This window comes from Leclercia sp. 119287 (assembly GCF_009734485.1).
Classification (GTDB): domain Bacteria; phylum Pseudomonadota; class Gammaproteobacteria; order Enterobacterales; family Enterobacteriaceae; genus Enterobacter; species Enterobacter adecarboxylatus_C.
The window spans coordinates 3,596,490-3,619,052 of record NZ_CP046445.1 but is presented as its reverse complement, the minus strand read 5'-3'; the positions used below and the strand labels follow the sequence as shown (position 1 = coordinate 3,619,052).

At 54.6% G+C, this 22,563-nt stretch carries 18 protein-coding genes, 1 tRNA gene and 3 rRNA genes; 14 read left to right on the top strand and 8 right to left on the bottom strand.

The window, feature by feature from the left end:
- Nucleotides 1-12 precede the first annotated feature (12 nt).
- The 6 genes from GNG27_RS17370 to GNG27_RS17345 all read left to right on the top strand — a co-directional run bounded on the left by GNG27_RS17370 (nt 13) and on the right by GNG27_RS17345 (nt 7,082).
- Nucleotides 13-1,554 (top strand): 16S ribosomal RNA (locus GNG27_RS17370).
- A gap of 87 nt (nt 1,555-1,641) precedes the next feature.
- Nucleotides 1,642-1,716 (top strand) — tRNA-Glu (locus tag GNG27_RS17365).
- Nucleotides 1,717-1,935: 219 nt separating this feature from the next.
- A 23S ribosomal RNA gene (locus GNG27_RS17360) occupies nt 1,936-4,841 on the top strand.
- Between the two features lie 92 nt (nt 4,842-4,933).
- Nucleotides 4,934-5,049 (top strand): 5S ribosomal RNA (gene rrf / locus GNG27_RS17355).
- The 16S, 23S and 5S rRNA genes sit together here with 1 tRNA gene alongside, the layout of an rRNA operon.
- Nucleotides 5,050-5,166: 117 nt before the next feature.
- Nucleotides 5,167-5,622 (top strand): DUF4385 domain-containing protein, encoded by a 456-nt coding sequence (locus GNG27_RS17350; protein ID WP_142486751.1) that lies wholly within the window; start codon nt 5,167-5,169, stop codon nt 5,620-5,622.
- Between the two features lie 152 nt (nt 5,623-5,774).
- Complete coding sequence (locus GNG27_RS17345) at nt 5,775-7,082, top strand: MFS transporter (protein WP_156264374.1); 1,308 nt, start codon at nt 5,775-5,777, stop codon at nt 7,080-7,082.
- Here the strand turns inward: GNG27_RS17345 and GNG27_RS17340 are convergent.
- From GNG27_RS17340 to trxC, 5 genes are all read right to left on the bottom strand, one after another.
- Nucleotides 7,079-7,414, bottom strand: a complete 336-nt coding sequence (locus GNG27_RS17340) for a YfiM family lipoprotein (RefSeq protein WP_370462876.1) — start codon at nt 7,412-7,414, stop codon at nt 7,079-7,081. The two genes, GNG27_RS17345 and GNG27_RS17340, sit on opposite strands and share 4 nt — an antisense overlap.
- A gap of 31 nt (nt 7,415-7,445) precedes the next feature.
- Nucleotides 7,446-8,801 carry a CDP-diacylglycerol--serine O-phosphatidyltransferase gene (gene pssA, locus GNG27_RS17335; RefSeq protein ID WP_142486749.1) on the bottom strand — a complete coding sequence of 452 codons (1,356 nt, stop codon included), beginning with the start codon at nt 8,799-8,801 and terminating at the stop codon, nt 7,446-7,448.
- A gap of 110 nt (nt 8,802-8,911) precedes the next feature.
- Nucleotides 8,912-11,575: a protein lysine acetyltransferase gene (pat, locus tag GNG27_RS17330; protein ID WP_156264373.1), complete on the bottom strand. Its 2,664-nt coding sequence runs from the start codon at nt 11,573-11,575 to the stop codon at nt 8,912-8,914.
- A 35-nt stretch (nt 11,576-11,610) separates the two neighbouring features.
- Nucleotides 11,611-12,309 carry a tRNA-uridine aminocarboxypropyltransferase gene (tapT, locus tag GNG27_RS17325; RefSeq protein WP_142486747.1) on the bottom strand — a complete coding sequence of 233 codons (699 nt, stop codon included), beginning with the start codon at nt 12,307-12,309 and terminating at the stop codon, nt 11,611-11,613.
- A 71-nt stretch (nt 12,310-12,380) separates the two neighbouring features.
- Nucleotides 12,381-12,800, bottom strand: a complete 420-nt coding sequence (gene trxC, locus GNG27_RS17320) for a thioredoxin TrxC (protein WP_142486746.1) — start codon at nt 12,798-12,800, stop codon at nt 12,381-12,383.
- A 207-nt stretch (nt 12,801-13,007) separates the two neighbouring features.
- On the opposite strand from trxC, the gene GNG27_RS17315 reads away from it, so the two are divergent.
- Nucleotides 13,008-14,093, top strand: coding sequence for a tRNA/rRNA methyltransferase (locus GNG27_RS17315; protein ID WP_142486745.1), 1,086 nt, complete (start codon nt 13,008-13,010; stop codon nt 14,091-14,093).
- A gap of 89 nt (nt 14,094-14,182) precedes the next feature.
- Here the strand turns inward: GNG27_RS17315 and ung are convergent, their stop codons facing one another.
- A complete protein-coding gene (gene ung / locus GNG27_RS17310; RefSeq protein WP_142486744.1) occupies nt 14,183-14,872 on the bottom strand; it encodes a uracil-DNA glycosylase in 690 nt (229 codons plus the stop codon).
- Between the two features lie 313 nt (nt 14,873-15,185).
- Between ung and grcA the strand changes: the two genes are divergently transcribed.
- On the top strand, nt 15,186-15,569 hold the full coding sequence (grcA, locus tag GNG27_RS17305; protein ID WP_103180763.1) for an autonomous glycyl radical cofactor GrcA: 384 nt from the start codon (nt 15,186-15,188) through the stop codon (nt 15,567-15,569).
- Nucleotides 15,570-15,619: 50 nt separating this feature from the next.
- On the opposite strand, the gene srmB is transcribed toward grcA, so the two are convergent.
- Nucleotides 15,620-16,948: an ATP-dependent RNA helicase SrmB gene (gene srmB, locus GNG27_RS17300; protein WP_142486743.1), complete on the bottom strand. Its 1,329-nt coding sequence runs from the start codon at nt 16,946-16,948 to the stop codon at nt 15,620-15,622.
- Between the two features lie 132 nt (nt 16,949-17,080).
- Between srmB and GNG27_RS17295 the strand changes: the two genes are divergently transcribed.
- On the top strand, nt 17,081-17,818 hold the full coding sequence (locus tag GNG27_RS17295; protein WP_156264372.1) for a tRNA1(Val) (adenine(37)-N6)-methyltransferase: 738 nt from the start codon (nt 17,081-17,083) through the stop codon (nt 17,816-17,818).
- Here the strand turns inward: GNG27_RS17295 and nadB are convergent.
- The gene (gene nadB, locus GNG27_RS17290) at nt 17,803-19,422 is read right to left on the bottom strand and encodes an L-aspartate oxidase (protein ID WP_156264371.1); all 1,620 of its coding nucleotides are present in this window, start codon (nt 19,420-19,422) and stop codon (nt 17,803-17,805) included. The two genes, GNG27_RS17295 and nadB, sit on opposite strands and share 16 nt — an antisense overlap.
- A gap of 359 nt (nt 19,423-19,781) precedes the next feature.
- On the opposite strand from nadB, the gene rseD reads away from it, so the two are divergent.
- From rseD to rseC, 5 genes are read left to right on the top strand one after another with little or no spacing between them, the layout of a single operon-like run.
- On the top strand, nt 19,782-19,850 hold the full coding sequence (gene rseD / locus GNG27_RS23910; RefSeq protein ID WP_231313890.1) for a rpoE leader peptide RseD: 69 nt from the start codon (nt 19,782-19,784) through the stop codon (nt 19,848-19,850).
- Nucleotides 19,847-20,422 carry an RNA polymerase sigma factor RpoE gene (gene rpoE, locus GNG27_RS17280; protein WP_032613187.1) on the top strand — a complete coding sequence of 192 codons (576 nt, stop codon included), beginning with the start codon at nt 19,847-19,849 and terminating at the stop codon, nt 20,420-20,422. Before rseD ends, rpoE begins: the two co-directional genes overlap by 4 nt.
- Before the next feature lie 31 nt (nt 20,423-20,453).
- Entirely contained in the window at nt 20,454-21,104 is a 651-nt protein-coding gene (gene rseA / locus GNG27_RS17275) for an anti-sigma-E factor RseA (RefSeq protein ID WP_142486739.1), read from the top strand.
- Nucleotides 21,104-22,057 (top strand): sigma-E factor regulatory protein RseB, encoded by a 954-nt coding sequence (gene rseB, locus GNG27_RS17270; protein WP_142486738.1) that lies wholly within the window; start codon nt 21,104-21,106, stop codon nt 22,055-22,057. Before rseA ends, rseB begins: the two co-directional genes overlap by 1 nt.
- Nucleotides 22,054-22,530 (top strand): SoxR-reducing system protein RseC, encoded by a 477-nt coding sequence (gene rseC / locus GNG27_RS17265; protein ID WP_142486737.1) that lies wholly within the window; start codon nt 22,054-22,056, stop codon nt 22,528-22,530. The genes rseB and rseC overlap by 4 nt, the downstream gene beginning before the upstream one ends.
- Nucleotides 22,531-22,563 lie beyond the last annotated feature (33 nt).

The window sequence follows — 22,563 nt, the reverse complement described above, 5'->3', positions numbered from 1 at the left end:
AGCATCAAACTTAAATTGAAGAGTTTGATCATGGCTCAGATTGAACGCTGGCGGCAGGCCTAACACATGCAAGTCGAGCGGCAGCGGGAAGTAGCTTGCTACTTTGCCGGCGAGCGGCGGACGGGTGAGTAATGTCTGGGAAACTGCCTGATGGAGGGGGATAACTACTGGAAACGGTAGCTAATACCGCATAACGTCGCAAGACCAAAGAGGGGGACCTTCGGGCCTCTTGCCATCAGATGTGCCCAGATGGGATTAGCTAGTAGGTGGGGTAACGGCTCACCTAGGCGACGATCCCTAGCTGGTCTGAGAGGATGACCAGCCACACTGGAACTGAGACACGGTCCAGACTCCTACGGGAGGCAGCAGTGGGGAATATTGCACAATGGGCGCAAGCCTGATGCAGCCATGCCGCGTGTATGAAGAAGGCCTTCGGGTTGTAAAGTACTTTCAGCGAGGAGGAAGGCGGTGAGGTTAATAACCTCATCGATTGACGTTACTCGCAGAAGAAGCACCGGCTAACTCCGTGCCAGCAGCCGCGGTAATACGGAGGGTGCAAGCGTTAATCGGAATTACTGGGCGTAAAGCGCACGCAGGCGGTCTGTCAAGTCGGATGTGAAATCCCCGGGCTCAACCTGGGAACTGCATTCGAAACTGGCAGGCTAGAGTCTTGTAGAGGGGGGTAGAATTCCAGGTGTAGCGGTGAAATGCGTAGAGATCTGGAGGAATACCGGTGGCGAAGGCGGCCCCCTGGACAAAGACTGACGCTCAGGTGCGAAAGCGTGGGGAGCAAACAGGATTAGATACCCTGGTAGTCCACGCCGTAAACGATGTCGACTTGGAGGTTGTGCCCTTGAGGCGTGGCTTCCGGAGCTAACGCGTTAAGTCGACCGCCTGGGGAGTACGGCCGCAAGGTTAAAACTCAAATGAATTGACGGGGGCCCGCACAAGCGGTGGAGCATGTGGTTTAATTCGATGCAACGCGAAGAACCTTACCTACTCTTGACATCCAGAGAACTTAGCAGAGATGCTTTGGTGCCTTCGGGAACTCTGAGACAGGTGCTGCATGGCTGTCGTCAGCTCGTGTTGTGAAATGTTGGGTTAAGTCCCGCAACGAGCGCAACCCTTATCCTTTGTTGCCAGCGGTTAGGCCGGGAACTCAAAGGAGACTGCCAGTGATAAACTGGAGGAAGGTGGGGATGACGTCAAGTCATCATGGCCCTTACGAGTAGGGCTACACACGTGCTACAATGGCGCATACAAAGAGAAGCGACCTCGCGAGAGCAAGCGGACCTCATAAAGTGCGTCGTAGTCCGGATTGGAGTCTGCAACTCGACTCCATGAAGTCGGAATCGCTAGTAATCGTAGATCAGAATGCTACGGTGAATACGTTCCCGGGCCTTGTACACACCGCCCGTCACACCATGGGAGTGGGTTGCAAAAGAAGTAGGTAGCTTAACCTTCGGGAGGGCGCTTACCACTTTGTGATTCATGACTGGGGTGAAGTCGTAACAAGGTAACCGTAGGGGAACCTGCGGTTGGATCACCTCCTTACCTTAAAGAACCTGCCTTTGTAGTGCTCACACAGATTGTCTGATGAAAAGTAACGAGCAAGACGGCTGCGAAGTCGCGACACATCGTGTCCCCTTCGTCTAGCGGTTAGGACTCCGCCCTTTCACGGCGGCAACAGGGGTTCGAATCCCCTAGGGGACGCCACTTGCTGGGTGTGAGTGAAAGGCACAACCAATCAGTATCTCAAAACTGACTGTTAAGTCATGTTTGAGATATTTGCTCTTTAAAAATCTGGATCAAGCTGAAAATTGAAACGACACGCCGTGTCTGTTCTCCGTAATAAGAGCAGATGAGCGGTGTGTCAGAGTCTCTCAAATTTTCGCAAGTCGATGATGAATCGAAAGAAACATCTTCGGGTTGTGAGGTTAAGCGACCAAGCGTACACGGTGGATGCCTAGGCAGTCAGAGGCGATGAAGGACGTGCTAATCTGCGATAAGCGTCGGTAAGGTGATATGAACCGTTATAACCGACGATTTCCGAATGGGGAAACCCAGTGTGACTCGTCACACTATCGTTAAGTGAATACATAGCTTAACGAAGCGAACCAGGGGAACTGAAACATCTAAGTACCCTGAGGAAAAGAAATCAACCGAGATTCCCCCAGTAGCGGCGAGCGAACGGGGAGCAGCCCAGAACCTGAATCAGCGTATGTATTAGTGGAAGCGTCTGGAAAGTCGCAGGGTACAGGGTGATACTCCCGTACACAAAAATACATGCACTGTGAGTTCGAAGAGTAGGGCGGGACACGTGGTATCCTGTCTGAATATGGGGGGACCATCCTCCAAGGCTAAATACTCCTGACTGACCGATAGTGAACCAGTACCGTGAGGGAAAGGCGAAAAGAACCCCGGCGAGGGGAGTGAAAAAGAACCTGAAACCGTGTACGTACAAGCAGTGGGAGCACCCTTGTGGTGTGACTGCGTACCTTTTGTATAATGGGTCAGCGACTTATATTCTGTAGCAAGGTTAACCGTATAGGGGAGCCGAAGGGAAACCGAGTCTTAACTGGGCGTTAAGTTGCAGGGTATAGACCCGAAACCCGGTGATCTAGCCATGGGCAGGTTGAAGGTTGGGTAACGCTAACTGGAGGACCGAACCGACTAATGTTGAAAAATTAGCGGATGACCTGTGGCTGGGGGTGAAAGGCCAATCAAACCGGGAGATAGCTGGTTCTCCCCGAAAGCTATTTAGGTAGCGCCTCGTGAACTCATCTCCGGGGGTAGAGCACTGTTTCGGCTAGGGGGCCATCCCGGCTTACCAACCCGATGCAAACTGCGAATACCGGAGAATGTTATCACGGGAGACACACGGCGGGTGCTAACGTCCGTCGTGAAGAGGGAAACAACCCAGACCGCCAGCTAAGGTCCCAAAGTCATGGTTAAGTGGGAAACGATGTGGGAAGGCACAGACAGCCAGGATGTTGGCTTAGAAGCAGCCATCATTTAAAGAAAGCGTAATAGCTCACTGGTCGAGTCGGCCTGCGCGGAAGATGTAACGGGGCTAAACCATGCACCGAAGCTGCGGCAGCGACACTATGTGTTGTTGGGTAGGGGAGCGTTCTGTAAGCCGTTGAAGGTGTGCTGTGAGGCATGCTGGAGGTATCAGAAGTGCGAATGCTGACATAAGTAACGATAAAGCGGGTGAAAAACCCGCTCGCCGGAAGACCAAGGGTTCCTGTCCAACGTTAATCGGGGCAGGGTGAGTCGACCCCTAAGGCGAGGCCGAAAGGCGTAGTCGATGGGAAACAGGTTAATATTCCTGTACTCGGTGTTACTGCGAAGGGGGGACGGAGAAGGCTATGTTGGCCGGGCGACGGTTGTCCCGGTTTAAGCATGTAGGCGGAGGTTCCAGGTAAATCCGGAACCTTGTTAACGCTGAGGTGTGATGACGAGGCACTACGGTGCTGAAGCAACAAATGCCCTGCTTCCAGGAAAAGCCTCTAAGCATCAGGTAACATCAAATCGTACCCCAAACCGACACAGGTGGTCAGGTAGAGAATACCAAGGCGCTTGAGAGAACTCGGGTGAAGGAACTAGGCAAAATGGTGCCGTAACTTCGGGAGAAGGCACGCTGATGTGTAGGTGAAGCCCCTGCGGGTGGAGCTGAAATCAGTCGAAGATACCAGCTGGCTGCAACTGTTTATTAAAAACACAGCACTGTGCAAACACGAAAGTGGACGTATACGGTGTGACGCCTGCCCGGTGCCGGAAGGTTAATTGATGGGGTTAGCGGCAACGCGAAGCTCTTGATCGAAGCCCCGGTAAACGGCGGCCGTAACTATAACGGTCCTAAGGTAGCGAAATTCCTTGTCGGGTAAGTTCCGACCTGCACGAATGGCGTAATGATGGCCAGGCTGTCTCCACCCGAGACTCAGTGAAATTGAAATCGCTGTGAAGATGCAGTGTACCCGCGGCAAGACGGAAAGACCCCGTGAACCTTTACTATAGCTTGACACTGAACACTGGTCCTTGATGTGTAGGATAGGTGGGAGGCTTTGAAGCGTGGACGCCAGTCTGCGTGGAGCCATCCTTGAAATACCACCCTTTAATGGCTGGTGTTCTAACGTAGACCCGTGATCCGGGTTGCGGACAGTGTCTGGTGGGTAGTTTGACTGGGGCGGTCTCCTCCTAAAGAGTAACGGAGGAGCACGAAGGTTAGCTAATCCTGGTCGGACATCAGGAGGTTAGTGCAATGGCATAAGCTAGCTTGACTGCGAGAGTGACGGCTCGAGCAGGTGCGAAAGCAGGTCATAGTGATCCGGTGGTTCTGTATGGAAGGGCCATCGCTCAACGGATAAAAGGTACTCCGGGGATAACAGGCTGATACCGCCCAAGAGTTCATATCGACGGCGGTGTTTGGCACCTCGATGTCGGCTCATCACATCCTGGGGCTGAAGTAGGTCCCAAGGGTACGGCTGTTCGCCGTTTAAAGTGGTACGCGAGCTGGGTTTAGAACGTCGTGAGACAGTTCGGTCCCTATCTGCCGTGGGCGCTGGAGAATTGAGGGGGGCTGCTCCTAGTACGAGAGGACCGGAGTGGACGCATCACTGGTGTTCGGGTTGTCATGCCAATGGCACTGCCCGGTAGCTAAATGCGGAAGAGATAAGTGCTGAAAGCATCTAAGCACGAAACTTGCCCCGAGATGAGTTCTCCCTGACTCCTTGAGAGTCCTGAAGGAACGTTGAAGACGACGACGTTGATAGGTCGGGTGTGTAAGCGCAGCGATGCGTTGAGCTAACCGATACTAATGAACCGTGAGGCTTAACCTTACAACGCCGAAGCTGTTTCGGCGGATTTGAGAGATTTTCAGCTGATACAGATTAGTCACTGCGCCTGAGGGCGGGGTGAACAACAGAATTTGCCTGGCGGCTGTAGCGCGGTGGTCCCACCTGACCCCATGCCGAACTCAGAAGTGAAACGCCGTAGCGCCGATGGTAGTGTGGGGCCTCCCCATGCGAGAGTAGGGAACTGCCAGGCATCAATTAAAGAAACCCCGTACCGCAAGGTACGGGGTTTCTTGCTTTTCCCTCGGTCCGGGCAAAATCAACAATCTCTGGCTAAAATAACAAGATACGCATTGTCAGCGAGGTTATTTTGCCGAACCCCCCCTTTAACTACGACCAAGATTTTGCCAACACCAACTTTCGTGACCACCCCGAACTTTATCAGGTAGGACGGGGAGAGCAGGGTGTTCTGCTGGTTGAACCTTACAAAAGCGAAATTCTGCCCCACTGGCGATACAAAAATGCTGAAGTTGCGACCAAATCTGCTCAGGAGATTTACGCGCTGTTTGAGCAGTACCGTCAGCAAAACGATTTTGTGGGTATGGATATGGCGAGAAAATTTATTCAGATGGGATATACCCGCGCCAGGCGCTACGCCAACCACAAAGGCGGGAAAAAGTACGATGATGAACGCAATGTTCGTCCGTTAGATCACGATCCTGTTAAAGCCGAAGCGGCAAAAATCTTTAAAGGATGGTGGGATAAAATTCGCGCCGACGAAGATTATTTGCAAAGAAAACAAGCGCATCAAAAAAAGTGGGGATAATGATATAACTCGCGGTAGCGCCCGTTTTATGATTTGTCTCACAAAATGAAATGAAACATAAAAGAAACAATTTTTTTACCTAACGTTAAATTTTAAATCTGGTTTTACTGGAATGGGTGCAATGGCCCGCAATGTAAGACAGGGGATTTAAAATGACAGAAACCGTAGCAAGTACAGATACGGATAGTAAAAAAGCAGCAGACGGCGATACTCGCCGCAGGATCTGGGCAATCGTCGGCGCCTCTTCAGGTAATCTGGTTGAGTGGTTCGACTTTTACGTTTACTCGTTTTGCTCACTCTATTTTGCCCATATCTTCTTCCCATCCGGCAACACTACTACTCAACTGCTGCAAACCGCAGGTGTCTTCGCCGCTGGCTTTTTAATGCGTCCGATTGGCGGCTGGCTGTTTGGCCGCATTGCCGATCGAAAAGGGCGAAAAGCCTCCATGTTGATCTCCGTCTGCATGATGTGTTTCGGCTCTTTGGTAATCGCATGTCTGCCCGGCTATGACGCGATTGGCACATGGGCACCGGCCTTACTGTTGCTGGCGCGTTTGTTCCAGGGGCTCTCAGTCGGTGGAGAATATGGCACAAGCGCGACCTATATGAGTGAAGTTGCAGTGGAAGGGCGTAAAGGCTTTTATGCCTCATTTCAGTATGTGACGCTGATAGGCGGTCAGCTGTTGGCTATCCTGGCGGTGGTGATCCTGCAGCAGGTATTAAGTGATGAAGATCTCCGTGCATGGGGATGGCGTATTCCTTTTGCGCTCGGCGCGGTACTTGCCGTGGTGGCGTTGTGGTTACGCCGCCAGCTGGATGAAACCTCCCGAAAAGAGGTGAGAGCGTTAAAAGAGGCAGGCTCATTTAAAGGTTTGTGGCGTAACCGAAAGGCATTTTTGATGGTGCTCGGCTTTACGGCAGGGGGTTCACTCACCTTCTATACCTTCACGACCTACATGCAGAAGTATCTGGTTAATACCACAGGTATGCATGCTAACGTAGCGAGTATGGTCATGACGGTGGCGCTATTTGTCTTTATGCTCATTCAGCCCATCATCGGCGCGCTGTCGGATAAAATCGGACGGCGTAGCTCTATGCTGATTTTTGGCGGGTTGTCGACGTTGTGCACTGTGCCCATTCTCACGGCACTTCAGCATGTCTCCTCTCCTTATGCCGCTTTTGCTCTGGTGATGGTAGCGCTGGTCATTGCCAGTTTTTACACCTCTATCAGCGGCATTCTTAAGGCAGAGATGTTTCCGGCGCAGGTACGTGCATTGGGCGTTGGGTTGTCTTATGCGGTGGCTAATGCCCTGTTTGGCGGCTCAGCGGAGTACGTCGCGCTGTCACTAAAATCGGCAGGCAGTGAGACGGTCTTCTTCTGGTACGTCACGCTGATGGGTGCGCTGGCATTTATTGTCTCGTTGATGCTGCACCGAAAAGGGAAAGGGGGCCGCCTTTAGTGCTCTGCCAGTTGCCACAGGGTATAGCCGGTCGTAGCCCCGGCGATATCCCAGGCAAAATCTTTCCAGCTCCAGCCGCTCCCCGCCGGGCGGCTGTCCCACAGCTCCTTCGATGCTCCCAGGCTTACCGAAAACATCAGGCCGTATGCCGCGCTGCGATCGCGACTAAAACCCTGGCGTTGAGCGTATTCATTGCCCGCCGCCGATAGCATCGCCGAGGCTAAAAAGTGTTGCGCTTTATCCTGACCAGACCAGCTATCCTGAGCCATATGGCTGCAGCCAGACAGTACCAGACAGCACATTAACAGGAAATAACGCACAACGACCTCCATAAAAAAGCCCCGTCGAGGACAGGGCTGAAGATTACAAAATGCGGCTAATCAGGCGATCGATTCGGATCCTGCGCAGGCGGCGGATCAACTTTCTGACCTTGACCGGGTAATCAGCAATGCTCTGCAGATCGCGGTAGTGGTTAACCACAGTGGTGTGGGTGCGGATCAGCTCCAGCTCGCGATCGCGCTGAGCGGCCAGCTCGTGACGAGGGTCGTGGATCAGAATGGCATTCTCCAGATCCAGTCGCCATGCGCGCGGGTTGAGGTTATTCCCCGTCAGCAGCATCCACTCATCATCAACCCACATCCCTTTCAGGTGATAGCTGTTGTCTTCATCTTTCCAGAGACGCACCACCAGCTGATCGGTATTTACATAATACTGCAGGCGACTGAGGAAGCGGCGAAGGTTGATCTCATACAGATAAGGCAGGGCGCCGATAATCTTAAACGGCTGATCTTCCGGGATGAAGAAATCGTTCGCGGTTTTATCGCCGACGATAATCTCAACCTTTTTACCGTCGCGTAAAAGCTGAATGATATTACGCACCAGCACGGCCGGCAGGTTGAAGTACGGCGTACAGATGGTCAGCTTATGCTCGGTGCACGGCATAAGATGGAAGATGGTTTTGTTGAGCAGGCTGGATTTGCCCAGACCCACCAGCGGGGTCACCGCAAGCTGTTCGTTATCTGCATCGCCCTGGAAATGGAACATGGCATCGCGCAGTTCCTGACGGAAAAGGCGAATATCATTTTTAATCTCCGGGCTTTTTGGACGATGAGGATCGTCAAGGCGATTCACGCCGCGACCGTGCACCAGATGCTGATCCACCCACTCGAACATAACGTCTGCCATGCGGGCATTACGCACCAGGTGATAGCGATCGTAACGGTATTTATCGAGCTGATGCAGATAAACGTCATTCAGACTCGCGCCGCTATACAGCACGCTGTCATCAATAATGAAGCCTTTGAAATGGAGGACACCGAGTGCTTCGCGGGTGTTAACCGGAACACCATAAACCGCGACTTCTACGCCAGGGTTCTCCTGCGCCATGCGGCAATACCAGTCGGCATTGGTGTTGGATGCGGCCGCACCAATACGGCCGCGCTGGGCGCGGTGCCAGTCAACCAGGATGCGTACATCCAGTTCCGGGCGCTGACGTTTGGCCTCGTATACCGCACGTAAAATGGCGCTGCCGCCTTCATCCTGTTCCAGATAAAGCGCGATAATGCAGATACGATGCGTTGCGCTGGCAATTTTTTCCAGTAGCGTCTCCCGAAAATCGGCGGGAGCATAAAAGAACTCTACATCATCAACTGACTGAGAAATCTTCGGTAGTTGAGCAAGGTGTTGTTGATGTTTATTACGCTTAAATTTGGACAACATCACAGTGCGTTTCTTCTCTGTTCATTGAAGGATTATATGGACTATGCAGACAACAGAAGCGGGCAATCATACCATCAGTGCCGTTTAATGTGGTCAACATTTCCAGTACCTTACTCTTGTTTACCTGCCGACATCAGCGCCAGCGTCAACCCGACAATGCCGTCTTCCAGCTGAACATCAACGGTAAAGCCTAATTTTCGCGCCAGGGCGATCATGCCACGGTTGTTGGGCATAGTAATCCCATTGAGGCGGATAAGTCCGTGATCGCGCGTATAACCGATCAGCTTTTCCATTAACCGTCTTCCTAACCCCAGGCCTTTTAGATCGGAGCGAACCAGCACCGCAAACTCCGCATCGACGTTATCGGGATCGGAGATCGCACGCGTGACGCCAAGGATCTCATCGCCCTCATCCGTGCGGCGGACGGCAACAAAAGCCATTTCCCGATCGTAGTCGATCTGCGTCATATTGGCTAAATCTTCGTGGGTAAATTCGTTGATTTCACTAAAGTAGCGGTAGTACAGATCTTCTTTTGTTACCTGATCGATAAAGCGCTGCAGCTGGGGTTCATCTTCCGGAAGGATGGGGCGAAACAGCGACTGCTCGCCGTTTTTCATCTCCACCCACTCTTCAAGCTGATGGGGATAAGGGCGGATCGCGAGACGGCTTTCGCGATCGCCGGTAAAGGCAGCCACATCCATTGTCACATCCAGCGCCGTCAGCTCGCTGCCGGATGCCAGCAGAGGATGAATATCCAGACGCTGGATTTCCGGGCTGTCGACAATCAGGTTCGATACCTGGACCAGGAACTGGCTCAGGGCGGCGATATCCAGTGGTCGCAGGGCGCTGCGCCCGCGGATCTTCTTACTCTTGATCGCCTGGATCACGAGATAACGTGCGAGGTTCATGTTCAGGGGAGGCAGGGCCACCACCGCCTGATCTTCAGGGCGCCACTCTACGCCCCCTTCACCCAGCATGATCAGCGGGCCGAAGACCGGATCGTGTTCGACCACAACCCGTAACTCCTGCGCCCCTGCGCGGTTGGCCATGCTTTGCACCAGCAGGCCGTGAATGCGCGCCTGGGGCCAGGTCATTTTGACGCGATCGATAATCGCTTCCGCCGCCTGCTGCACTTCCGCCGCGGTGCGCAGGTACAGCATTACCCCCTGAACTTCTGACTTATGCGGGATATCGGGGGAGCGCAGTTTCAGCGCCACCGGATAACCAATCTGCTCGGCGATATGTACCGCTTCCGCGCTGTCGCTGGCGATCCAGGTCGGCAGGGTATGCATGCCGAAGGCATTCAGGATCGGCTGCACCTCATGGGTATCCAGCGAGCGCGCGCCCTCATCAATAGCGCGTTGCAGCAGGGCCCGGGCATGTCCGGTATTGGCCGTCAGATTACCGGGGAGCGCCGGTGTTTCCCGCAGCTGTTTCTGGTTACGCCGGTACTCCACCATATGCATAAAGGCGGTGATTGTGCCTTCCGGGGTGCGGTATGTCGGCAAACCTGCCTCGCTGAACAGGCGCCGCGCCTCCTGCGAAGAAAACTCCCCGCACCAGTTAGTCAGAAGCGACACGTATTTCCCCCGCGGATGCTTTTTCACGGCCTCAATCAGCGAACGGGCGCTTTCGCTACCCGGTGCCGCGGCGCTCGGAGAGTGAATGACCATCAGGGCATCAAAATCCTGGCTTTCCAGCAGGATGTTGAGGGCGCTGATATAGCGATCGCTGCTGGCATCATCGCGCAAATCAAGGGGATTACCCGGCTCCACGCCAGGCGGTAGCGCATCACGCAGGCGCTGAAGCGTCTCTTCACTGAGCGCGGCCAGCTTCCCGTTGCGCAGCCAGAGTTCGTCCAGAGCCAGCGCGGCCGGGGCGGCGCCGTTGCTGATGATCATCAGCCGCTCACCCCGCAGCGGGCGCATATGGCTCAACGTTTCGACAGCGGAAAAGAGTTCGTGGGTGTCCTGAACGCGCAGTAAACCGGCGCGCTGGATGGCGGCATCCCATGCCGGATCCATCCCGGAATGCGAGTGCAAAAGACGCTGGGCGGCAGGGCTGCGTCCGCTTTTGATCACCAGAATCGGTTTATTACGCGAGGCGCTACGGGCCGCCGACACAAAGCGTCGCGCGTCGCTGAGATGTTCAAGATAGAGCAGAATAGCGCTGGTTTTGGTGTCACGCGCCAGGAAATCCAGCAGCTCGTCGACATCGATGTCCAGCCCATCACCCAGCGCGATAAAGTAGGAGAACCCCATCTCGCGCTGCTGGGCCCAGTCGAGGATCGTATTGGAGACCGCTGCCGACTGGGAGATAAAGGCCAGTTTGCCTTTACGTATCGGAACGGGAGAGAAACTGGCGTTCAGCCCCTGCCAGGGGGCCAGCAGGCCAAGACTGTTTGGCCCCAGCAGCCGCATCTGGTATCGCGCCGCGCAGGCCAGCAGCTCTGCCTGTTGTTCCGGCGGCGAGGAGAGAATAATGCAGGTTTTACAGCCTTTTTTCCCCAGCGCCTCAAGTAGGGCAATATTGCGTCGGGCGTGAGTACACAACACCGCGAGATCGGGGATAAAGGGCAGACTGTCCACGTCTGGCCAGGCCAGGACGCCCAGCACCGCTTTATAAGCAGGTGTTACCGGCAGGATCGGGCCGTTAAAACCGCCTGCGAGCAGGTTTCGCATCATCAGGTAACCGGCGCGTTCGGGTTTCATCGACGCGCCAATCACGGCGATGGATTTAGGGCGGAGTAAGGCTTCTAACCCGCGCTGGCTCATACAAGTCTCCTGAAAAGGCGAGTGACCTGATGATTTTAAACGCTTTCCGGCTCCGCTGCTGTGATGCTTCCCTTATGAATGGTTTTTCCGGCCAGATAGCGTTCGCGAAAACGAGTGAAGTGATCGCCCAGCGCGCTTGCCGCCTGAACATCTCCCGCCAGATCCAGCAGGGCAATCGCCACTTCGGCGGTGCAGTACTGGCCTTCCGCGTGGGCTTCGCGGAGGCGGTAAGCGGAAACGCGCGACAAATCGACGGAGATAACCGGCAGGGCATCCAGGTAAGGACTCTTGCGAAACATTTTGCGCGCCTCGGTCCAGGTGCCATCCAGCATGATAAACAGCGGCGGCTTACCGGATGGTGGGGCGGCAAGAACCGGACGGGTATCTCCCGCATAGGAGGCAGGGAATACCACCATCGGTTGATAGTCGGGGCTGGCGACCAGATCGAGCAGCGCCTGCGGTGGCTCAGTGCGTGACCACTGGAAGGCGGCGGTATCCGGTAAAATATCGGCAATCAGCCGCCCGGTATTACTGGGTTTCATCGGTTCGGTATCAAACATCACCAGACAGAAACGGCTATGGGCATGGCTGGGGGCCAGGGTCGCGCACAGGCACTGCTTAAGCGGCAGCAGGCAGCGCTGACAGCGACGAATACGGTTACCACGGGCAAGAAAGGGGCGGGTCGCACGCGCCAGGCGTTCGGCGCGCAATTGCAGTACGGCGTTATCAGTCATGGGGGAGTGCGCAGAAAAAACGCCATTCTCGCAGAGGGGAGAACGGGGCACAAGTTACATGCCCCGGAATATCAGAGGGATTCGTTCAGCCAGCTGTCAAACGGAGCTTTTGGAACGGCACCGTTCAGCATATCGACAACTTCACCATTCTTGAAAATCATGATGGTCGGGATACTGCGGATGCGGAAGCGGGCGCTTAGCTCGCGTTCGGCCTCAGTGTTCACTTTCACGAAACGCATTTTACCGCTACGCTCTTCTGCGACATCTTCAAAGATCGGCGCAAAGTTACGGCACGGACCGCACCACGGCGCCCAGAAATCGACCACTACCGGCAGATCGTCCTTCAGCAGTTTATCCAGAGTTGCGCCGGTAGCATTAATGACATCACCATCGAACAATTCATGACCGCAGCGTCCGCATTTTGCTCCATCATCAATTCGATCATCCGGAATGCGGTTAAGAGCCTGGCAGTTGGCACATACGGTATTCATAACTAACCTCAGGTAGAGCAGGGGGGACAAAGCGGCACTATGCCGGTTATGTTTCCAATATGTTACATATTATCAACGACCCTGTTTGAAACGACAATGCGTTTTATTCAATGAGAACAATAGTCACAGGCTTTTATACGAAGTAATGGCTATGCGCGGGTACATCGGGTAATCTGCGCGCTTCGCGCAGCGCTGGTGGAGAAAAGCATGAACGACGAACTGAAAAACAAAAGCGGCAAGGTCAAAGTGATGTATGTCCGCAGTGATGATGACTCTGATAAACGCACCGAAAATCCGCGTACCGGAAAAGGTGGCGGGCGTCCAGGGCCATCTCGTGCAGACGGTGGCCGTCGCCCCGCCCGCGATGAGAGAAACAGCCGCGGTGATGACCGCAAACGTGACGACCGTAAGCGTGACGATTTCAAACGCGACGATTTTAACCGCGACGCTTCCCCGTGGCGCACCGTTTCACGCGCGCCGGGCGATGAGTCAAAGGCTCCGGTCGATCACGGCAGCATGGCCGGTAAAACGGTTATTGATCCAGCAGTGATCCGTCGTCAGCGCGCGGAAGAGACCCGCGTCTACGGTGAGAACGCCTGTCAGGCCCTGTTCCAGAGCCGCCCTGATTGCATCGTTCGCGCCTGGTTTATCCAGAGCGTTACGCCGCGTTTCAAAGAAGCGCTGCGCTGGATGGCGGCCAACCGCAAAGCCTACCACGTTGTAGACGATGCTGAGATCACCAAAGCCTCTGGCACCGAACACCACGGTGGCGTTTGCTTCCTGATTAAGAAACGTAACGGGACTACCGTTAAGCAGTGGGTTAGCCAGGCGGGTGAAGATGACTGCGTACTGGCCCTGGAAGACGTGGGTAACCCGCACAACCTCGGCGCGATGATGCGCAGCTGCGCCCATTTCGGCGTGAAAGGGGTACTGTTGCAGGATGCGGCTCTGCTGGAGTCCGGTGCGGCAATCCGTACGGCGGAAGGCGGCGCAGAGCACATTCAGCCGATCACCGGCGACAGCGTTCTGGAAGCGATTGAGCAGTTCCGTAAAGCGGGCTACGCCATTGTAACCACCTCCAGCCACAAGGGCACCACGCCGCTATTTAAAGCGACACTGCCGCGTAAAATGGTGCTGGTGTTGGGTCAGGAGCGTGATGGTCTGACCGATGCGGCACTGTCGAGCGCCGATCTGAGCGTCTCCATTGATGGCACCGGCAACGTAGAAAGCCTCAACGTATCCGTTGCGACCGGCGTTCTGCTGGCGGAGTGGTGGCGTCAGAACAAAGCGTAATCCCGCTTTGCCTGTAGGCCGGGTAAGGCGAAGTCGCCACCCGGCAATATGCCCGGTGGCGCTACGCTTACCGGGCCTACATATTTTATCTATTCACTTTCAGCCGGTAACTCTGGCATCCAGTCAATCGGCGTTTCGCCCTGTTTCTCCAGCCACTCATTTGCCAGCACGAAATGATTGCAGCCAAAAAAGCCGCGATGCGCTGACAGCGGTGACGGGTGCGGTGCTTTCAGCACATGATGGCGCTGGGTATCAATGATCGCCCCTTTCTTCTGCGCGTGCGAGCCCCACAGTAAAAACACCACCCCTTCCCGATGCTGGTTAATCAGGCTGATAACTTTATCCGTAAAGGTCTCCCAGCCGAGGCTGGCATGGGAGTGCGCCTGCCCGGCTCGAACCGTCAGCACGGTGTTCAGCAGCAGGACCCCCTGACGCGCCCAGCTTTCCAGATAGCCATGTGCAGGCCGGGTAAAGCCAGGTACCGAGGCTTCCAGCTCCTTATACATATTCAGCAGGGAAGGAGGGGTAGCCACGCCCGGACGCACGGAAAAGGCCAGACCGTGCGCCTGACCCGGCCCGTGATAGGGATCCTGGCCCAGGATCACCACTTTGACATCGGCCAGTTCAGTAAAACGAAAGGCGTTAAAGACGTCTTTCTGTGGCGGATAGATGGTGACGCCATCCTGACGTTCGGCGGCTACCGTGTTCAGGGTGTTGACGAAGTAGGGCTGTTTTTTCTCATCGGCCAGTACATCGTGCCAGGTTAAAGGTGTTGTCATCTCGCTCTCCTGCGAATTTTCTCTGCCTCTAGCTTAACTGCTTATGACGAGGGAGCAAAATTGCCGGGGGAAAAAGGTCATCTAATTGAAAAATATTTAAAAATTGCGAGATTTTTTGAAGTCCGATTTTGAGGAAAATTGATATAAAACAATAATCTCCCTCTATCACCCTTTTACTGGTGTGGTTTTTATTGATTTAAGTCAATGAATGACGGGGGTTTGACTGATATATATACACTCAAGCAACAATGGTTTTACCAATTGCCCTAAACAATGGGCGACACCCAATAGTGTAGTTTAAGGGAGGCATCACATGATTACTGGTATCCAGATTACTAAAGCTGCAAACGACGACCTGCTGAACTCTTTCTGGCTGCTGGACAGCGAAAAAGGCGAAGCGCGCTGCGTATGTGCAAAAGCAGGCTTTGCTGAAGACGAAGTTGTCCAGGTTAATGCCCTGGGTGAATTCGAATATCGCGAAATCCCAATGGAAATCAAGCCGGAAGTCCGTGTGGAAGGCGGTCAGCATCTGAACGTTAACGTACTGCGTCGCGAAACGCTGGAAGATGCCGTCAAGCACCCGGAAAAATATCCGCAGCTGACCATCCGCGTTTCTGGCTATGCCGTTCGTTTCAACTCACTGACTGCAGAACAGCAGCGTGACGTTATTGCGCGTACCTTTACTGCCAGCCTGTAATCGTAGTCAGTACGCAGATAATAAAACGCCGGGTTAACCCCGGCGTTTTTTTACTCTTCTTTCTGTGAAGCCGGTGCGCTTCCGCTCGGCTTACGGCGCTTGCCCACGTTTTTGGAATCACGGTGGCGTTCCTTAACGCGCGGTTTCTCTTTTTCTTTCGCTTTTTTCTCTGCGCGTTTGGCGAGCACTTTCTTGGACGGTTTACCCGTCATTTTTTCACTCGGTGGACGTGTAGTCGGGCGCAGTTCATCAATCACGCGCGCTTTCACCGGCTCGTCGATGTAGCGGCCCACTTTCTGCAGCAGCAGATAGTCATGCGCCTCTACCAGAGAGATCGCCGTGCCTTTAAGGCCGGCACGTCCGGTACGACCGATACGGTGGAGGTAGACATCCCCGCTGCGCGGCATGTCGAAGTTAATCACATGGCTCACTTCAGGAATATCGATACCACGCGCTGCCACGTCGGTAGCAACCAGCACGTTTACGCGACCTTCGGTCAGGCGTTTAATCCCTTCGGTACGTTTAACCTGCGCCATCTCGCCTTCGAGATAACAGTTGTTAATCCCTGCGGCACGGAGTTGTTCAGCCAGCTCATGCACACGCTCGCGTTTACGTACAAAGACGATGGTACGCGTCGTATCATCTTGTTTTAACAGGTGCTTAAGTAACTCGAGCTTATGCTCGTAGTTATCGGCACGATAATACCACTGGTGAATTTTTTTGCGCTCGCGCGTGGACGGCGTGGCAGAGACCTCTGCCGGATCGTCAAGCAGACGCTCAGCGAAGTCCTTAATGGCATCGCCTTCAAGCGTCGCGGAAAACAGCATTGTCTGTTTGCGCCAGCGTGTTTCGCCCGCGATATGTTCAATATCCTGCGCGAAGCCCAGTTCCAGCATGCGGTCCGCTTCATCCAGAATCAGCGTTTCAACAGCACGACAGTCAAAGTTTTCTTCTTTGATGTACTGCATTAATCGCCCGGTCGTGGCGACCACGATATCCTGGTTCTCGCTGAACACTTCGGCGTGGTTCATGTAGGCTACGCCACCGGTGATTGTAGCAATATCCAGATGGGTATTGGCAGCCAGTTCACGCGCATGCTCCGCAACCTGAACGGCTAACTCACGTGTCGGGGTCAGAATAAGGATGCGCGGCGGCCCGGATTTCTTACGTGGGAAATCAATAAGGTGCTGCAAGACGGGCAGCAGGTACGCCGCTGTTTTACCGGTGCCTGTCGGCGCTGAACCGAGTACGTCGCGGCCTTCTAACGCAGGCGGAATGGCTGCCGCCTGGATGGCAGTCGGGCGTGTGAAGCCTTTATTCTGGAGTGCTTCCAGAAGGCTTTCGTCGAGTTCAAGTTCGGAAAAAGTCGTTACAGTCATGTTCTACCTCTGTGTGGGGCGCTGATTATAGACGTTATGGCTGCGATCTTCATCTGTTTGTGTGGATATCCCTTTTCCCTCGTTGCGCTTTCACCTATGCTACTCCCGTTTCATTTTGAAGGTTGCTCTGACATGTCTCAACTCAAAGCGCAGCTGCGCCGCGATGGTTTTACCTTTAAGCAGTTCTTTGTCGCTCACGATCGCTGTGCGATGAAAGTCGGCACTGATGGCATTTTACTGGGGGCATGGGCACCGGTTGCAGGCGTTAAACGTATCCTCGACATTGGCAGCGGCAGCGGGTTATTAGCCCTGATGCTGGCCCAGCGTACCGGGGAATCTGTCACCCTGGATGCGGTGGAGCTGGATCCGCAGGCGGCCGAACAGGCGGCGGAAAACGCGGCTGAATCACCCTGGGCTTCTCGTATTACTCTCCATTGTGCTGATGTTCTCACCTGGGCGCCAGAGCAAACGGCTCGCTATGACTTAATTGTCAGCAATCCTCCCTATTATGAACCCGGCGTCGGATGCGCAACGCCCGAGCGCGAGCAAGCACGTTCAACCGGCTCGCTCGATCACAGCGCACTGTTAGCCTGTGCGGCAGCGTTGATCACCGAAGAGGGTTTTTTCTGCGTGGTATTACCGGAAAGCGCGGGCAGTGCGCTTATCAATAACGCACTGGAGATGGGCTGGTATTTACGTCTGCGCACCGATATTGCTGACACGGACGGCAGGCTTCCGCACCGGGTGCTGGTGGCGCTGTCGCCGAAAGAAGGGGAGTGCTTCAGCGACAGGATGGTGATCCGTGGGCCGGATCAGCGTTATTCCGAGGATTACACGGCGCTGACCCACCCGTTCTATCTGTTTATGTGAGTCAGCGGAGAGAGCACCGACGGCCCGGAGTGCTCAAGTTGTTCCGGGTAGTCGATCGTATAGTGCAGCCCGCGGCTCTCTTTACGCATCATGGCGCAGCGCACAATCAGCTCGGCTACCTGAACCAGATTACGTAACTCCAGCAGGTTGTTCGAGACGCGGAAGTGGGCGTAATACTCGTCAATCTCCTGCTGTAGCATGGTAATGCGGCGCAGGGCGCGCTCCAGCCGCTTGGTGGTGCGCACAATCCCAACGTAATCCCACATAAAGAGGCGCAGCTCGTGCCAGTTATGCTGGATCACCACCAGCTCATCCGGGTTTTCCACGCGGCTCTCATCCCAGGCAGGCAGGTTTTCCGCCTGGCGGGCATAAGGCATGCGTTTGGTAATATCTTCCGCTGCCGACCAGCCGTAAACCAGACACTCCAGCAGGGAGTTCGAAGCCATACGGTTGGCGCCATGCAGGCCGGTATAGCTCACCTCTCCGATGGCATACAGGCCGTCGACATCGGTCCGGCCATGATCGTCCACCATCACCCCGCCGCAGGTATAGTGCGCTGCGGGCACTACAGGCATCGGCTCTTTAGTGATATCGATGCCTAGCCCCAACAGTTTTTCATAGATAGTCGGGAAGTGCTGACGCACAAATTCTGCCGGTTTGTGGCTGATATCCAGATACATGCAGTCCACGCCCAGGCGCTTCATTTCATGATCGATAGCGCGGGCCACGACATCGCGCGGAGCCAGTTCGCCGCGCTCGTCGAAGTCCGGCATAAAGCGCGTGCCGTCCGGGCGTTTCAGGTGCGCACCTTCACCGCGCAGGGCTTCGGTCAGTAAGAAATTGCGGGCCTGAGGATGGAACAGGGCGGTGGGGTGGAACTGGTTAAATTCCAGGTTGGCCACGCGACAGCCCGCACGCCAGGCCATGGCAATCCCGTCGCCTGAGGAGATATCCGGGTTGGTGGTGTACTGATACACCTTGGAGGCACCGCCTGTTGCCAGCACCACGGATTTGGCCCGGCAGGTTTCAACCGTCTCTTTATTCCGGTTCCAGACCCAGGCACCCACAACGCGGCGCGTGCCAGGCAGGCCAATCTTGTCGGAAATGATCAGGTCCACCGCATTGCTGCGTTCCAGCACCTGGATATTCGGATGGCTCAACGCCTGGCTGACCAGCGTCGTTTCTACCTCTTTACCGGTGGCATCCGCAGCGTGCAGGATGCGGCGATGACTATGCCCGCCTTCCCGCGTCAGATGATAGCTCTCTTCACCGTTGGCCTGCACATGCGTATCAAACAACACACCCTGATCGATAAGCCACTGTACGCAGTGGCGAGCATTACTGGCGACAAACTCCGCGGCGTGTTTATCCACGATACCGCCACCGGCAATCAGGGTATCTTCTACATGCGAGTCGATACTGTCCGTTTCATCAAACACAGCGGCAATCCCGCCCTGTGCATAGAAGGTTGAGCCTTCGCTGATGGGGCCTTTGCTGAGGACAATCACTTTCTGTTGTGGGGCGAGTCGCAGCGCCAGTGAAAGGCCGGCGGCACCGCTACCGATAATCAGTACGTCACAGGAGAGTTCAGAAATTGCGTTCATGATGTGTGTTTAATTTACTAAACAGTGTTTGGCCAGCATAGCACCCGAATGCGATGAATCGCACGTTTTTTTTTGCGGCTTGTTGCAATGACTAAACAGCCAGCGTGGCGGAGAAGAAACATAAAAAGGGCGAAAATATTTTGCGAAGCAGGTCGTTAGCTTCAGATTTTGTGGTGAAATAAAGCCCGTCTTGCGGTACCCTGCAAGCGGTAAAATGCCAATTCTTATCAGAAACTGGGTGCGTTTCAGTATCAGACTTATAATGATAGAAAATGAACAGTCTGCGACGCGATTAACAAAAACAAAGGCGTGACGGAACTTTTTGAAAAAAAGACCCTCAAAGCAACTGCTTGCTCACAGTGCAGTGTTTGGAGTGGCGTTTCGATAACGCGTGGATTTTAGGTTTGGGGAGACATTACCTCGGATGAGCGAGCAGTTAACGGACCAGATTCTGGTTGAACGGGTCCAGAAGGGAGATCAGAAAGCCTTTAACTTACTGGTGGTGCGCTACCAGCATAAAGTGGCGAGTCTGGTGTCCCGCTATGTACCGTCAGGGGATGTTCCTGATGTGGTGCAGGAGTCTTTTATCAAGGCCTATCGCGCGCTGGAATCTTTCCGGGGAGATAGTGCTTTTTATACCTGGCTGTATCGTATTGCTGTCAATACTGCCAAGAACTACCTCGTCGCTCAGGGGCGTCGTCCGCCTTCAAGCGATGTTGACGCAATCGACGCGGAAAATTTTGAAAGCGGCGGTGCGTTAAAAGAAATTTCGAACCCTGAGAACTTAATGTTGTCAGAAGAACTGAGACAAATAGTTTTTCGCACCATCGAGTCGCTCCCGGAAGATTTACGCATGGCAATTACGTTACGGGAGTTAGATGGCCTGAGCTATGAAGAGATAGCCGCTATCATGGATTGCCCGGTCGGTACGGTTCGCTCACGAATTTTTCGTGCGCGAGAAGCTATTGATAATAAAGTTCAACCGCTAATCAGGCGTTGACGATAGCGGGATACTGGAAAAGGTATTAGGCATGCAGAAAGAACAACTTTCCGCTTTAATGGATGGTGAAACGCTGGACAGTGAGATGCTCAATGAGCTCTCTCGCTCTCCTGAGATGCAAAAAACCTGGGAGAGTTATCATCTCATCCGCGATACCCTGCGCGGCGATACCGGCGAGCTCCTCCATTTTGATATCTCATCTCGCGTAATGGCTGCCATTGAGAATGAACCTGTTTCTCAGGCCACTCCGCTGATTCCTGAAGCCCAACCGGCGCCGCACCTGTGGCAGAAGATGCCTTTCTGGAAAAAAGTGCGTCCCTGGGCGAGTCAACTGACGCAAATGGGCGTCGCTGCTTGCGTATCGCTTGCAGTTATTGTTGGCGTCCAGCACTATAACACCCAATCTGAAGTCAACCAGCAGCCAGAAGCGCCAGTGTTCAATACGCTGCCGATGATGGGCAAAGCCAGCCCGGTAAGCCTGGGTATTCCTTCTGATGCATCGGCAGGCGCCGGTCAGCAGCAGCAGGTACAAGAGCAACGCCGTCGTATCAATGCGATGTTGCAGGACTACGAATTGCAGCGTCGTCTGCATTCCGAACAGCTTCAGTTTGAGCAGGCGCAAACCCAGCAGGCTGCTGTGCAAGTGCCCGGAAACCAAACTTTAGGAACGCAATCGCAGTAATGAAGCAACTTTGGTGCGCCATGTCTCTGATGGCGGGTAGCCTGTTGTTCACTGTCAACGCCTCGGCTGATGTATCGTCCGGGGCGTTGTTACAGCAAATGAACCAGGCCAGCCAGTCACTCAACTACGAGCTGGCTTTTATCAGTATCAATAAGCAGGGTGTAGAGTCGTTGCGCTATCGCCATGCCCGTCTTGATAAACAGCCGCTTGCCCAGCTTTTGCAGATGGATGGTCCGCGCCGCGAAGTCGTGCAGCGTGGCAATGAAATCAGCTACTTTGAGCCGGGTCTTGAACCCTTTACGCTGAACGGCGATTACATCGTTGATTCGCTGCCTTCGCTCATCTATACCGACTTCAAACGGCTTGCGCCTTACTATGACTTTATCTCCGTAGGGCGTACCCGCATCGCCGACCGGCTCTGTGAAGTGCTGCGCGTAGTCGCAAGAGACGGGACGCGTTACAGCTATATCGTCTGGATGGATGCGGAGACCAAGCTGCCTATGCGGGTCGATCTGCTCGATCGTGATGGCGAGACGCTGGAACAGTTCCGGGTGATCTCCTTTACCATTGACGATCAGGTCGGCAACAGCATGCAGAATCTGGCAAAAGCTAACCTGCCGCCGCTGCTCTCTGTACCGGCGGGCGATCCTGTCAGCTTCAACTGGGCGCCAAACTGGATCCCGCAGGGCTTCAGTGAAGTCTCCAGCAGCCGCCGCCAGCTACCGACGATTGATACCCCGGTCGAATCCCGACTTTATTCCGACGGTTTGTTTAGCTTCTCGGTTAACATCAACCGTGCAACGCCGGTGAGCGCCGATCAGATGCTGCGTACCGGACGCCGGACCGTGAGTACCACCGTGCGTGATAGCGCCGAGATCACCGTCGTGGGCGAACTGCCGCCGCAAACGGCTAAACGCATCGCAGACAGCATTAAATTCAGGGCCGGACAATGATCAAAGAGTGGGCAACTGTCGTTTCATGGCAGGAGGGCGTTGCGCTGGTTAGCTGTGACGTAAAAGCGTCCTGTAACAGCTGCGCCTCCCGCGCCGGTTGCGGAAGCCGGGTGCTTAACAAACTCGGGCCGCAGACGTCGCATACCATCAGCGTCCCCAGTGCAGAGCCGCTGGTGACAGGACAAAAAGTCGAGTTAGGGATCGCCGAAGGCAGCCTGTTGGGCTCGGCGATGCTGGTCTATCTCTCCCCGCTGGTGGGGCTGTTTGCTCTGGGCGGCGTATTCCAGGTGCTGTTCGGCACCGATCTGGCCGCGATGTGCGGCGCAGCCCTGGGTGGCGTGGGTGGCTTTTTACTGGCCCGCGGCTTTTCATCGAGGCTTGCCGTTCGCGAGGAGTGGCAGCCCGTTATTCTCAGCGTCGGGTTGCCCCCCGATGAGCTTCGCGTTGAAATGCTCTCTTCTGAAGCCCGGTGATGTCACCGGGCTTTGCTTTATTTACATCTCATA

Bases quoted from the DNA above. Each gene is read 5' to 3' on its own strand.
- GNG27_RS17345 (WP_156264374.1), top strand. From the start codon at position 5,775: ATGACAGAAACCGTAGCAAGTACAGATACGGATAGTAAAAAAGCAGCA.
- GNG27_RS17340 (WP_370462876.1), bottom strand. From the start codon at position 7,414: ATGGAGGTCGTTGTGCGTTATTTCCTGTTAATGTGCTGTCTGGTACTG.
- pssA (WP_142486749.1), bottom strand. From the start codon at position 8,801: ATGTTGTCCAAATTTAAGCGTAATAAACATCAACAACACCTTGCTCAA.
- pat (WP_156264373.1), bottom strand. From the start codon at position 11,575: ATGAGCCAGCGCGGGTTAGAAGCCTTACTCCGCCCTAAATCCATCGCC.
- tapT (WP_142486747.1), bottom strand. From the start codon at position 12,309: ATGACTGATAACGCCGTACTGCAATTGCGCGCCGAACGCCTGGCGCGT.
- trxC (WP_142486746.1), bottom strand. From the start codon at position 12,800: ATGAATACCGTATGTGCCAACTGCCAGGCTCTTAACCGCATTCCGGAT.
- GNG27_RS17315 (WP_142486745.1), top strand. From the start codon at position 13,008: ATGAACGACGAACTGAAAAACAAAAGCGGCAAGGTCAAAGTGATGTAT.
- ung (WP_142486744.1), bottom strand. From the start codon at position 14,872: ATGACAACACCTTTAACCTGGCACGATGTACTGGCCGATGAGAAAAAA.
- grcA (WP_103180763.1), top strand. From the start codon at position 15,186: ATGATTACTGGTATCCAGATTACTAAAGCTGCAAACGACGACCTGCTG.
- srmB (WP_142486743.1), bottom strand. From the start codon at position 16,948: ATGACTGTAACGACTTTTTCCGAACTTGAACTCGACGAAAGCCTTCTG.
- GNG27_RS17295 (WP_156264372.1), top strand. From the start codon at position 17,081: ATGTCTCAACTCAAAGCGCAGCTGCGCCGCGATGGTTTTACCTTTAAG.
- nadB (WP_156264371.1), bottom strand. From the start codon at position 19,422: ATGAACGCAATTTCTGAACTCTCCTGTGACGTACTGATTATCGGTAGC.
- rpoE (WP_032613187.1), top strand. From the start codon at position 19,847: ATGAGCGAGCAGTTAACGGACCAGATTCTGGTTGAACGGGTCCAGAAG.
- rseA (WP_142486739.1), top strand. From the start codon at position 20,454: ATGCAGAAAGAACAACTTTCCGCTTTAATGGATGGTGAAACGCTGGAC.
- rseB (WP_142486738.1), top strand. From the start codon at position 21,104: ATGAAGCAACTTTGGTGCGCCATGTCTCTGATGGCGGGTAGCCTGTTG.
- rseC (WP_142486737.1), top strand. From the start codon at position 22,054: ATGATCAAAGAGTGGGCAACTGTCGTTTCATGGCAGGAGGGCGTTGCG.